The sequence below is a fragment of the Mesorhizobium humile genome (assembly GCF_033977215.1).
GTDB lineage: Bacteria > Pseudomonadota > Alphaproteobacteria > Rhizobiales > Rhizobiaceae > Mesorhizobium > Mesorhizobium humile.
Genome location: NZ_JAVIIV010000007.1, coordinates 101,433 through 113,245, shown reverse-complemented (window position 1 = coordinate 113,245; position 11,813 = coordinate 101,433). Strand labels below are relative to the sequence as shown.

The 11,813-nt window shown below is 64.5% G+C and carries 10 protein-coding genes; 3 read left to right on the top strand and 7 right to left on the bottom strand.

The window, feature by feature from the left end; translation table 11 throughout:
- Positions 1-175: 175 nt before the first annotated feature.
- On the top strand, positions 176-1,333 hold the full coding sequence (gene argE, locus RFM52_RS13270) for an acetylornithine deacetylase (RefSeq protein WP_320297137.1): 1,158 nt from the start codon (positions 176-178) through the stop codon (positions 1,331-1,333).
- Positions 1,334-1,339: 6 nt separating this feature from the next.
- Here the strand turns inward: argE and RFM52_RS13265 are convergent, their stop codons facing one another.
- From RFM52_RS13265 to RFM52_RS13245, 5 genes are read right to left on the bottom strand one after another with little or no spacing between them, the layout of a single operon-like run.
- A complete protein-coding gene (locus tag RFM52_RS13265; protein WP_320297138.1) occupies positions 1,340-2,275 on the bottom strand; it encodes a LysR family transcriptional regulator in 936 nt (311 codons plus the stop codon).
- A 50-nt stretch (positions 2,276-2,325) separates the two neighbouring features.
- Positions 2,326-3,816, bottom strand: coding sequence for an aldehyde dehydrogenase (locus RFM52_RS13260; protein ID WP_320297139.1), 1,491 nt, complete (start codon positions 3,814-3,816; stop codon positions 2,326-2,328).
- Between the two features lie 23 nt (positions 3,817-3,839).
- Positions 3,840-4,514: a DUF1028 domain-containing protein gene (locus RFM52_RS13255; RefSeq protein WP_320297140.1), complete on the bottom strand. Its 675-nt coding sequence runs from the start codon at positions 4,512-4,514 to the stop codon at positions 3,840-3,842.
- A 5-nt stretch (positions 4,515-4,519) separates the two neighbouring features.
- A complete protein-coding gene (locus tag RFM52_RS13250; protein ID WP_320297141.1) occupies positions 4,520-4,936 on the bottom strand; it encodes a RidA family protein in 417 nt (138 codons plus the stop codon).
- A 35-nt stretch (positions 4,937-4,971) separates the two neighbouring features.
- The gene (locus RFM52_RS13245; RefSeq protein ID WP_320297142.1) at positions 4,972-6,246 is read right to left on the bottom strand and encodes a flavin-containing monooxygenase; all 1,275 of its coding nucleotides are present in this window, start codon (positions 6,244-6,246) and stop codon (positions 4,972-4,974) included.
- A gap of 291 nt (positions 6,247-6,537) precedes the next feature.
- Between RFM52_RS13245 and RFM52_RS13240 the strand changes: the two genes are divergently transcribed.
- Complete coding sequence (locus RFM52_RS13240; protein ID WP_320297143.1) at positions 6,538-8,169, top strand: amidohydrolase; 1,632 nt, start codon at positions 6,538-6,540, stop codon at positions 8,167-8,169.
- 20 nt (positions 8,170-8,189) lie between these two features.
- Positions 8,190-9,809 (top strand): GMC family oxidoreductase, encoded by a 1,620-nt coding sequence (locus RFM52_RS13235; protein WP_320297144.1) that lies wholly within the window; start codon positions 8,190-8,192, stop codon positions 9,807-9,809.
- Positions 9,810-10,114: 305 nt separating this feature from the next.
- Here the strand turns inward: RFM52_RS13235 and RFM52_RS13230 are convergent, their stop codons facing one another.
- Positions 10,115-10,873, bottom strand: coding sequence for an ABC transporter ATP-binding protein (locus RFM52_RS13230; RefSeq protein ID WP_320297241.1), 759 nt, complete (start codon positions 10,871-10,873; stop codon positions 10,115-10,117).
- A 122-nt stretch (positions 10,874-10,995) separates the two neighbouring features.
- The gene (locus tag RFM52_RS13225) at positions 10,996-11,799 is read right to left on the bottom strand and encodes an ABC transporter permease (protein WP_320297145.1); all 804 of its coding nucleotides are present in this window, start codon (positions 11,797-11,799) and stop codon (positions 10,996-10,998) included.
- Positions 11,800-11,813: the final 14 nt, after the last annotated feature.

Here is an 11,813-nt window from a genome sequence, read left to right as displayed (position 1 = left end):
ACTCATAAGTTGGCACCGTCGCGGGAAAACTACGGATTTCTTCTGCGCGGATTAGGACGCGCCTAATCGCCCTTGCATGGATTAGCCTCAGGTGAACCGGCGCTGAGCCAAATGCGACTTCAGGGCGACGGCGGCACGGTGCTACACAGCCGGCTGTGGCAACGGGACAAGAAACATGGACAGCATCAGGATCCTCGAAAAGCTGATCGCCTTCCCGACGGTGAGCCGCGACTCCAACCTCGACCTCATCGGCTATGCGGCCGACCTTGTCGGAGCGAACGGCATAGCCAGCCAGCTCATCCACAGCGCCGACGGCCACAAGGCCAATCTCTTTGCCACCACCGGCCCGGCCAACAGGCCTGGCATCATGCTGTCCGGCCATACCGACGTCGTTCCCGTCGACGGCCAGAACTGGACGCTGCCGCCATTCGCGATGACCGAGCGCGACGGCAAGCTTTTCGGACGCGGCGCGGCAGACATGAAGGGTTTCGTGGCCTGCGCTCTTGCTGCCTGCATCAAGGCCTCGAAAATGGCGCTTCGCACGCCCTTGCATCTGGCGCTCTCCTACGACGAGGAAATCGGCTGTCTCGGCGTGCGCGACCTGATCGAGATGTTGAGTGCAGCACCCCAACGGCCGCTGCTGTGCATCGTCGGCGAGCCGACCAACATGCAAGTGGCGACCGGGCACAAGGGCAAGCTCGCGGCGCGCGCCCTCTGCAGGGGACGCGAAGGCCATTCGGCGCTCGCCCCGTTGGCGCTCAACGCCATCCATCTCGGCTGCGATTTCGTGCGCGCCCTGCGCGACGAACAGGATCGGCTGGCGCGCGAAGGCGCGCGCGACGGCGACTACGACATCCCCTATACGACCGTGCATGTCGGCAAGATCAATGCCGGCGTGGCGCTCAACATCGTGCCCAACCTCTGCCAGGTCGATTTCGAGATCCGCAATGTCGCCGCCGACGATGCCGCCGGCATTCTCGACAGACTTCGCGGCGACGCCGCGCGCATTGCCGCCGACGCGGCTTCGATCGCGCCGGAAGCCGCGATCGATATCGAGATCACCAACACCTATCCGGGCCTCGACACGCCGGCCAGCTCGGAAGCCGTCGCTTTCGTCAAATCGCTGACCGGCGCCAACGACACGATGAAGGTCGCGTTCGGCACGGAAGGCGGATTGTTCAGCCGCGATCTCGGCACGCCCGCCGTCGTCTGCGGACCGGGCTCCATGGCGCAGGGGCACAAGTCGGACGAATATGTCAGCGTCGAACAGCTGCGGCGCTGCGACGAGATGCTGGAAAGGTTGCTGACGCGGCTCGCCGACGGTTGGCCGTGATATTTCTCATTTGACGATGCGTTCGGTGCCGAAGACGCCTTGCTCGACCACGAAGCGGCGGCAGTGGTCGATGAAGGCCTGAACCGTCAGCGTGCGGTGCTCGGCATTCGGCAGCGCAATTCCCATCATCAGCGGCCTGATGTCACCCAGCAAGGGCACGAAGACCAGCAGCTTGCCGTCCGGCGACATGGTGTTGAGCGGCCGCATGTTGGCGATGCCGTAGCCGAAGCCGTTGGCGACCATCGTGCGCATGACGGCGATGTCGCCGGTGCGCTCGGCGATCCTGGGCCGCAGCCCTTTGGGTTGGAAAGCCGACAGGAAATATTCGCGGCTATAGGGCAGGTCGAGCAGCACCATCGGCTCGTCGACCAGCTCCTCGGGCGTGATGCCCGCCCTTCCCGCCAGGCGGTGCGCGGCCGGAAGCATCACATAGGCCGGCAGCTGCATCAGCGGCTCGAACGTCATGTCCTGCGACAGTTCGAGGTCGTAGGTGAGTGCTGCGTCTATTTCGCCACGCTGCAGCATTTCGAACAACTGCCCCTGGTTGCGCTCGAACTGCCTGACGCGCACATCCGGATAGGCGTCCTCGAATTTCCGGCGCAGCGCCGGCAGCACGATCTGCGCGAATGTCAGCAGGCAGCCGATCGCCAGCGGCCCGCGCACCTTTTCGGCTATATCGCCGGCAATGTCGTGCAGCGCATCCGCATCGTTGAGCAGCCGCGCGGCTTCCTTGAGGAACAGGCGTCCGCCCGCCGTCAGCGCCAGCGCGTGCGAGTGCTTGCGCACGAAGAGCTGCACGCCGAACTCCGCTTCGAGCTGGGCGATCGAGGCCGAGATCGACGGCGGCGAGACATTGACCTGCTCGGCCGCCTTGGCAATCGAACCCGCTTCGCCAACGGCGACGAAGTACTCGAGCTGTCTGAGTGTGAAGCGGAGCGGCATGGGCCTCTATGATGCCCGTTTGGTTGCGGCAATCAAGTCGTGGCCGCTCCTCAGTACTTGATCCAGGTGGTCTTCAGCGCCGTGTACTTGTCGAGCGCGTGCAGCGACAGGTCGCGCCCGAAGCCGGACTGCTTGAAGCCGCCGAAGGGCGTCATCGGGCTCAGCGCATCGACGGTGTTCACGGAAACCGTGCCGACGCGCAGTCTTTCCGCGATGCGGTGTGCCCGCGACAGGCTGTCGGTCCATAGCGATGCCGCCAGCCCGTAGACGCTGTCATTGGCAATCCGCAGCGCCTCCTCTTCGCTGTCGAAGGCGATGACCGACAGCACCGGGCCGAATATCTCGTCGCGGGCAAGCGGATCCTCCGGCGCAACATTGTCGAAGATGGTGGGCTGCACGAAGCTGCCGCGCCCGTCGACCGAGATTCGACCGCCGCCGGTCACCAATCGTGCCGATTTCCTGCCGCCATCGATGAACCGCATGACGGTCGCGGCGTGCCGCGCATCCACCATCGCCCCCATCCTCGACGCCGGGTCGAGGGGGTCGCCGGGTTGCGTCGCCGCCGCGCGCTCCGCCAGTTTCTCGACCAGCGCATCCTTGATGCCGCGCTCCACCAGCAGCCGGGAATTGGCTGAGCAGACCTGCCCCTGGTTGAAGAAGATGCCGAAGGCGGCCATGTCGGCCGCAGCGTCCAGGTCGCCGCAATCCGCGAACACCAGATTGGGGCTCTTGCCGCCAGTCTCCAGCCAGACCTGTTTCATGTTCGACTGGCCGGAATATTGCAGGAACAGCTTGCCGACGGCAGTCGACCCGGTGAAGGCGAGGCAATCGACATCCATATGCCGGCCAAGCGCCTGGCCGGCGGTCTCGCCGAGGCCGGGCACCACGTTGAGCACGCCGGCGGGCAGGCCCGCCTCCATGGCGAGCTCCGCCAGCCTGAGCGCAGAGAAGGGCGATTGCTCGGCCGGCTTCAGCACCACCGAATTGCCCGCCGCCAACGCCGGCGCGCATTTCCAGGTCGCCATGTCGAGCGGGAAATTCCACGGCACCACGGCGCCCACGACGCCGAGCGGCTCGCGCCGCACCAAAGCGAGGTCGCCCTGGCCCGTCGGCGCGACCTCGTCATAGACCTTGTCGATCGCCTCGGCGTACCACTGGAAGATCGCCGCCGAGCCCGGCACGTCGATGGTGGCCGCGTCCTTGACCAGCTTGCCCATGTCCAGCGATTCCAGCAGCGCAAGCTCCGGCAGGTTCTCGCGCAGCAGCTCCGCCAGCCGCAGCAGCACCTGCTTGCGATGCGCGGGGGCCGTTCGCGACCAGACGCCGGCGTCGAAGCTGCGTCGTGCCGCCGCAACGGCAAGGTCGATGTCCTCTTCGCCGCAGGAGGCGACCTCGGCGAGCGTCGCCCCCGTGGCCGGGTTGATGCTGGCAAAGGTCCGGCCGGAGCGCGCCGGCACCGGCTTGCCATCGATGAAGGCCTTGTCGCGAAAACGGATCGCGGACGCCTTGCCGACCCACTCCTTATGGCTGAGTTCGCTCATGCTGGCTCCAGGACTGGGTCGGACTATTCGTCACCGGGCACGCCGTAGCTCGGCGCATCGGACGGGTTGAGGGCGCGGGTAACATAGGCATCGAGCTGGGGCTTGTAGATACCCCACAACCCCGCCAGCTGCTCGATCGGACACGCTTCCGTCCAGTCGCAACGCAGGTCGGCGACAGGCCAGGACACATCGCGCACCAGCTTCATGCCGGCGGAGCGGACAGGCCCGGCCTCGCCGCCGGCTTTGAGCGCGGCGCGCATCGTGGCGATCAGCCGGTCGCCAAGGTGCCCTTCCGAAGCGAGAAAGGCGTCGACCATGGCCTGCGGGACGCCGTCATTCGAAAGCAGGTTGCCGCCGCAGGCGACGTCCTCGCCGCGCGCCTCGGCCCAGATGCCGAGCGCCTTCGGCCCGGAGTGGATCGCGCTGACGCCCGCGGCGTCGACAGCCAGTATCTGCCGGTATTCGATAAAAGCGCCCGTGCGCTTCAGGATCGCGACGGCCTCTGTGGCGGAGGCGCCGCGCGCCATCAACTCCAGCGCCCGAGGTCCGAGCGTAGGGTCGGTGACGTTCTGGCTGGCGACCGCGCCGACGCCGGCCTGCGCATAGGCGCAACGCGCCGCGACCGCGGGAGACGACGAGGACACCGCCACGCCGAACATGCCTGTGCGCCTGCACCGCGCGACGATGGAGAAGGTCATGGCGCTCAGTCCGGAATGACGGCGGTGCCGTCGATCTCGACCAGCCAATCCGGCCGCGCCAGGGCCGACACGACCAGGCCAGTCGAAACCGGGTGTACGCCCCTGATGTACTCGCCCATCGTCCGGTAGACGGCTTCGCGATGGCGCACGTCGGTGATGTAGACCACCACCTTCACCAGATGCTCCATCGTGCCGCCGCACTCCTCGATGAGCTGCCTGATGTTCTGCATGACCTTGTGGGTCTGCTCGACCGGATCATGACTGTCGATGTTCTTGGCCGTGTCGAGGTCCTGCGGACACTGGCCACGCAGATAGACGGTCCGGCCGCCGCGCGTGACCACGGCCTGGCAGAGGTCGTTGTCGAGCTTCTGCTCGGGATAGGTATCCTTGGTGTTGAATTTGCGAATTCGCGTATGCGCCATCATGGTCTCCATAAGTGTCGGGCTCGCAGCTTTGGTCAGGCGTCCACGGGCTCGCGCGTCGCGGCGGCGTGGTAGGCCAGATATTTGCGCTGCGTCGAAATACGGTCGGCCACATGCTTGGCATCATGCCAGACGCCCCAGATGAAGCTCGACCCCCTGCGTGACTGCCAGGGCAGCCCGAGGAAATAGACTCCCGGTTCGACCGAGACGCCGCGCTGATGCCTGGGCCGGCCCTTCTCGTCGAAAGCGTCGACCTTCAGCCAGCTGTAATCGACGGCAAAACCTGTCGCCCAGATGATCGTCGCCACCCCGGCCTCGGCCAGGTTGAGCTCGCTTATTGGATTGGTCACGCAGTCCGGATCCGGGTCGATTTTGCGCAGAGCTGGTTCTTCCGGAAGGTCGAGACCATTGCGGGCGACATAGGCGTCGGCCTCGTCCAGCAGCGACATCAGACTGGCGTCGCCGCGGGCAATGTTCTTTGCAAGGTCCGACGCGAAGGTCATGACGCCGTCCTGATACGTTTTCGTCATGCCGACCAGCGTAAGCCCCTGCGCGGCCAGACGGCGGAAATCGATCGTTTCGCCGCCGCGCGCGCCACTAACCGCAATCGTCACATGCTCCGTGCCGGGTCCCGGAGTCTCCAAGTCCCATTTGCCGAGAACGCCCAGCCACCAGCAGAAGTCGCGACCGCGATAGGCGCGCGGCGGACGGTCATGCGGCCCGACCGAGAGATAGACCCGCCGTCCCGCGCGCTGGAGCTCGTCGGCAATCTGCACGCCCGAGGATCCCGCCCCGACCACCAGCACCGCGCCCTTCGGCAGTTGCGCCGGGTTGCGGTAGGCGCTGGAATGGATTTGCAGGATGCCGGTTTCCTTTGGGACAACCGGCGGGATGACGGGGACCTGGAAAGGGCCGGTCGCGGCAACGATGCTGTTGGCCTCGATCACGCCATCTGACGTCTCGACGCGGAATCCCGGACGGCCGACATTCCTTTGCACGAGCTTGACCTCGACGCCGCAGCGGATCGGCGCGTCGATCTGCTTTGCGTAGGCGACGAAATAGTCGGCGACCTCCTCCTTGGAAGGAAAGCCGTCGGGGCCAGTCACGGGAAACTCCATGCCTGGAAACCGGTCATGCCAGGCCGGACCGTTGGCAACCAGGGAGTCCCAACGCTGCGAGCGCCAGCGTTCGGCGATCCGGCCGCGTTCGAGGACGAGATGAGGCACCCCGCATTTGCTCAGGTGCTCGCTCATCGCCACCCCGGCCTGGCCGCCGCCGACGACGAGCGTGTCTACCTTCTCAACCGACATGTCCACGTCTCTTTCGATAGGGCTTTCGCCGCTGTGATGGAGGTCCGGTTTGCTTTTAGTGACGGGCCGGCGGAGCGAAAATTATGATTTCATGTGTCAGTGCTTAGCTTATCCCTAAACGCTGAAGCGGGGCCGTGGGTTTCCGGCGATCAAGGTCGGCAAACCGCTTCCGGATATTGGGAAAAGCTTAGGCGGACCCTAAGCACGGGTGCTGGAAAAAGTAATTCTTGCGCCTTGGATTTGGTGGTTCCCTGCGTCACCCGGATTAGAGCGACGACCACTGAGAGTGAAATGGCGCGAGAGACCCTTTACGCAAACGGCGCGCTATACACGGTCGATGCGGCAAATCCCGTTGCCGAGGCGATGCTGGTTCGCGGCGAACGCATCGCTGCTGTCGGCTCCTGGTCCTTCGTCAGGGCGCGGGCCTCCGCGAAAGCCGAAATCGTCGATCTTCAAGGCCGGTTCGCAATGCCCGCCTTCATCGACTCCCATGTCCATTTCGCCTGGGGAAGCAAATATCTCGATGAAGTACGGTTGCGCGAGGCAAAGACGTTCGGCGACGTCCTCGACCGGTTGAAGGCCTATTCGCAAGCCCATCCCGATCGCGCATGGATCGTGGGCAGCGAATTCAGCTACGGCTACCCCGATCTCCCCGAAAGCGGCTTCCACAAATCGCTTCTCGATCAAGTCGTCGCCGATCGCCCGGTTTTCTTCCGCTCCGGCATGGCGCACGCCGCCTGGGTGAACAGCAAGGCGCTGGAACTTGCCGGCATCGCCAGGGACACGCCCGATCCCGAAGGTGGCGAGATCGTGAGGGATGCGAGGGGCGAGCCAACCGGCTGGCTGAAGGAGAAAGCGTGGTCCAGGTTTGAAGCGCTGCTCCCCCAAACCTCGCAATCGGATCTGCGATCGGCGCTGCTCCGCGCCATCAAGGAAGCGAACCGTCTCGGACTATCGCGGGTCCAGAGCGCAGGGATGGATGACGAAGCAGTCCCCCTGCTGGCGGAGATATGCGCGAATGGTGAGCTGAGCCTGCGGTTCACGCTTTCGAGCATTGTAGATCCGGAGTCGAACCTCGACGAGGTGATTGCGCGCGTATCCGGATGGAGGGCTGACCTCGCCCCTGACTTTCTCGACGGGCGTGTTATCAAATTCTTCCTGGACGGCGTGCTGGAATCCCACACCGGCTTCATGCCTCAGGGCTATGCCGACAAACCGGGCGAGACCGGAACATGTTTGTGGAAAGCAGCCGTCTACAACGCGGCCGTCAGCCGCGCGCAGCAGGAAGGATTTCAGGTCTGGACGCATGCGATCGGAACGGGAGCCATCGAAATGGCCCTCGACGCCTATGCCGCGGACGGGGAACGCTCGCGGCAGCGCCGGCCACGGGTAGAGCATTGCGAAATACCCACCGCGCGCGACATCGAGCGTTTTGCCGAGACAGGTGCGATAGCGAGCTTCCAGCCCGCCATGATCTATCCACGCGACCAGTGGCTCGGGATGGAAGGGCTTTGGGAGGTGCGCGTCGGCTCCAAATCCTTGCCCCGGGCCTTTCCGGTTCGCTCCATCATCGACGCCTCGGGCGCCGTCGCGTTCGGAACCGATTGGCCCATCGTCGACCTCAATCCGCTCATCGGCATTCGCAATGCGGTGCTGCGCCAGAGCCGGGATCACCAGCCGGAAGACGGCTGGGTCCCTGAGCAGAGGATCACCGTCGCAGAAGCGCTCCATGCCTATACGCTGGGGGCAGCCTTTGCCGGCCACCGGGAAAAAGATGAAGGCAGCTTGGTGGCGGGGAAGCTCGCCGACTTCATCGTCCTTTCGGATGATCCGCTGCGGGTCGAGCCGGACAAGATCGCGGATATCAAGGTGCTGAAAACGATCGTCGGCGGCAGATCGGTCTGGGAAGAGCCCGCGGCTTGAGACCGCGTCTTGGGGGTTGGATGGAAGCGGCGGAATTTGACTACATCGTCGTCGGCGCCGGCTCGGCCGGTTGCGTGGTCGCCAATCGGCTGAGCGCCGATCCGTCGGCGAAAGTATGCCTGATCGAGGCCGGCGGCAGCGACGACAGCCTGCGCGTCAAGGTGCCGGCGGGTATCCTCTCGCTCTACGGCAACCCGAACTACGACTATTGCTTCGTCGGCGTGCCGCAGCCTGAGCTCAACAACCGCAGCATTCCGGTCAACCGTGGCAAGGCGCTGGGCGGTTCAAGCTCGATCAACTCGATGGTCTATATTCGCGGCGCCGCCGAGGACTATGACGAGTGGGCCGGGCTCGGCTGCGCCGGCTGGGCCTACCGCGACGTGCTGCCCGTGTTCAGGAAGCTGGAGCGCAATCTGCTCGGCCAGGACCCGCGCTATCATGGCAGCGGCGGCGAATTGCTGGTCGACAATCCGCGCGATCCGAACGAACTTTCAAGCATGTTCGTCAAGGCCGGGAAAAATGCCGGCCTTCCCGCCAACACCGATTTCAATGCTGAAAGCCAGTTCGGCCTCGGGATATACAACGTCACGCAGAACCGGGGTCAGCGCTTCAGCAGCTTCAGCGCGTTCATGCGTCCGGTGCTCGACCGCAAGAACCTGACGCTGCTCAGCGAATGCGAGGTGATCGACCTCATCATCGCCGAGGGGCGCGCCAAGGGGATACGCGTGCGGCATGAGGGCCGGCAGAACACGCTCTCGGCCAGTCGCGAAATCGTGCTCTCGGCCGGCGCCATCAACTCGCCCAAGATCCTGATGGATTCAGGGATCGGTCCAGCAGCCGAGCTCCGGCAGATCGGCATCACGCCGGTTCTCGACCTGCCCGGCGTCGGCAAGAACCTGCAGGACCACATCGACGGCATGATCACCGTGCGCTCCAGGAGCACCAGGACGCTCGGCCTGTCGATCGCTAACTTGCCCCGTATCGCCGCCGCGCCTTTCCAGTATTTCGCGCGCCGCAAGGGCATGCTCACCACCAACTATGTCGAAGCCGGCGGCTTTGCCAAGACCAGGCATGCGAACGGCTTGCCCGACATCCAGTTCCACTTCGTGCCAGGCTATCGCAGCCATCGCGGCAGGCTGATCGAATACGGCCACGGCTACGCCATTCACACCTGCGTGCTTCGGCCGAAAAGCGTCGGCGAGATCAAATTGTCACCCGACAGCGCTCGGCGGGACGTCCTCATAGACCACCGCTTCTTCACGCATGAAGACGACGCCATGGTGCTGGTCGAAGGCATCAAGATAGCGCGCCAGATCTTTGCCTCGCCAGAGTTCGACGCGGTGCGCGGCAAGGAGATGCTGCCGGGCAAGGATGTCCGAACCGATGACGAGATCCTGGCCTATCTGCGCGCCGAGGCGCTGACCGTCTATCACCCGGTGGGAACCTGCAAGATGGGAACGGACGCGATGGCCGTCGTCGATCCGGCGACGCTCAAGGTGCGCGGCTTGGACGGGCTCCGGGTCGCGGACGCTTCGGTCATGCCGAAGCTGATCGGCGGCAACACCAACGCGCCGAGCATGATGATCGGGCAGAAGGCTTCCGAGATGATCCTCGGCTCGGCGCGCAACGGCGGCAAGTAGGTCGATGTTTCGGTGAGCCGTCGCAACGTCCGGAACTGGCTTAAGTCCCTCCAAAACGTCGTCATTCTAGGGCGGAGCAAGGAGCGAAGCGACGCGCGCAGACCCTGGAATCCATGCCGTGACACCGAGGCGTCGCCGCAGTGAAGAATTCTGCTCCGCTGTGCCCCATGGCAGGCGTCACGGAATGGATTCTCGGGTCAAGCCCGAGAATGACGAACTGATAGGCGTTTTCGGCCAGTCTCCCAAGGCATGCAACATGCTAACGGAAACACATCCCGAGCCATCAAAATTTCTGTGCTGGAGACCTAGTGATCCTCGTCGATCTCGTCGTGCAGAAGCCCGAGGATGCGGCGCTTGAGCGCGATGAAGTCAGGCTCGAGGATCACGTCCATCGAGCGCGGCCGCGGGATGTCGACCGTGATCTCGGCCTTGATCTTGCCGGGCCGCGCAGTCATCACCAGGACGCGATCGCCCAGCACCAGCGCCTCGTCGATATCGTGGGTGACGAAGAGCACCGTCTTCTGCTGTCGCTCCCAGACGCGCAGGAGCAGCTTCTGCATGGTGCCGCGCGTCTGGCTGTCGAGCGCGCCGAACGGCTCGTCCATCAGGAGGACGGCCGGGTCGTTGGCAAGGGCGCGCGCGATCGCCACGCGCTGCTTCATGCCGCCGGAAAGCTGGGCGGGGTAATGATCGGCGAAGGGCGCAAGGCCGACCTCGTTGAGATATTGGTCGACGATTTGCCTGCGCTGCTCCGCGGGCAAGCCCTTGCGCTTCGGCCCGTACTCGATGTTGGCGCGCACCGTGAGCCACGGAAACAAGGTGTAGCTCTGGAACACCATGCCCCTGTCGGGGCCGGGCTCGATCACTTCCCTGCCGTCGACCTTGATTACGCCCGAGGTCGCGTCGTTGAGGCCGGCGGCAAGGTAGAGCAGGCTGGATTTGCCGCATCCCGAAGGGCCGACGATGACGCAGAATTCGTTCTTGGCCACCTTCAGCGACACATCGTCCAGCGCCAGCACGCCGTTGGCGTCGCCATAGCGCAGTGTCACGTCCTCGATGGCCATCGTGGTCCCGGCGGCGCGCGCATCGACATTGGCAGAGGCCAGGCCGTCTGGATTGTTTGCCTTGATGGTTTCGGTCATCACTACCCTTGATCCGGCTGCGGTTTGCGAGGATGCGTTCAAGATCAAGGTGCCCATGGCGCGACCCTTGCCCGGAGAATGCGGAATGCCGTGTCGGTGATCAGGCCCAGAAGCCCGATCGCGGCGATCGCCATGAAGATCACGTCGACCTGGAAGCCGCGCATCGCCTTCAGGCTGATATAGCCGAGGCCGCTCGACGCCGCGACGAGCTCGGCCACGACCAGATAGGTCCAGGCCCAGCCCATGGTGACGCGAAGCGTGTCGAGGATCGCCGGAAGCGCAGCAGGGAAGATGACATGCCACACCGCTTCTGAGCGCTTGGTGCCCAAAGTGTAGGAGGCGTTGACCAGGTCCCTGGATACGCCGCGCGCACAGTCGGAGATCATCACCAGTTGCTGGAAGAAGGTGCCGAAGAAGATCACCGCTATGCGCTGCTCGATGCCGATGCCGATCCACAGGATGAACAGCGGCACGAACGAGGTCACCGGCAGGTAGCGGATGAAATTGACCAGCGGCTCGAGCGGCGCCTGCACCGCCCGGTAGGTCCCCATCCACAGTCCCAGCGGCACAGCGATCGCCGAGGACACGATGAAGCCCAGGATCACCACCTTGGCGCTGGTCAAAGTGTGGTAGAAGAGGCTGCCGTCCAGGGACATGCGATAGGTCGTCTCGAGCACGGTTCCAGGTGTCGGCAGGAACATGTTCGGTACGACGCGGCCGTAGGACAGCAATGCCCAGCCGCCGATCACGACCACCCACATCGCCAGTGCCAGCGTGGTTGCCGTGCTGGCGGGAATGTTGGCGAATGGGGTCGTCAGGCGTGTCCACGCCGTCCGCCTTTGTGCCATAAGATGGCCTCCGT

Excerpts from the sequence above, each read along its gene's own strand:
- RFM52_RS13230 (WP_320297241.1), bottom strand. The coding sequence starts at position 10,873 with ATGGCCATCGAGGACGTGACACTGCGCTATGGCGACGCCAACGGCGTG.
- RFM52_RS13240 (WP_320297143.1), top strand. The coding sequence starts at position 6,538 with ATGGCGCGAGAGACCCTTTACGCAAACGGCGCGCTATACACGGTCGAT.
- argE (WP_320297137.1), top strand. The coding sequence starts at position 176 with ATGGACAGCATCAGGATCCTCGAAAAGCTGATCGCCTTCCCGACGGTG.
- RFM52_RS13225 (WP_320297145.1), bottom strand. The coding sequence starts at position 11,799 with ATGGCACAAAGGCGGACGGCGTGGACACGCCTGACGACCCCATTCGCC.
- RFM52_RS13250 (WP_320297141.1), bottom strand. The coding sequence starts at position 4,936 with ATGGCGCATACGCGAATTCGCAAATTCAACACCAAGGATACCTATCCC.
- RFM52_RS13255 (WP_320297140.1), bottom strand. The coding sequence starts at position 4,514 with ATGACCTTCTCCATCGTCGCGCGGTGCAGGCGCACAGGCATGTTCGGC.
- RFM52_RS13260 (WP_320297139.1), bottom strand. The coding sequence starts at position 3,816 with ATGAGCGAACTCAGCCATAAGGAGTGGGTCGGCAAGGCGTCCGCGATC.
- RFM52_RS13265 (WP_320297138.1), bottom strand. The coding sequence starts at position 2,275 with ATGCCGCTCCGCTTCACACTCAGACAGCTCGAGTACTTCGTCGCCGTT.
- RFM52_RS13235 (WP_320297144.1), top strand. The coding sequence starts at position 8,190 with ATGGAAGCGGCGGAATTTGACTACATCGTCGTCGGCGCCGGCTCGGCC.
- RFM52_RS13245 (WP_320297142.1), bottom strand. The coding sequence starts at position 6,246 with ATGTCGGTTGAGAAGGTAGACACGCTCGTCGTCGGCGGCGGCCAGGCC.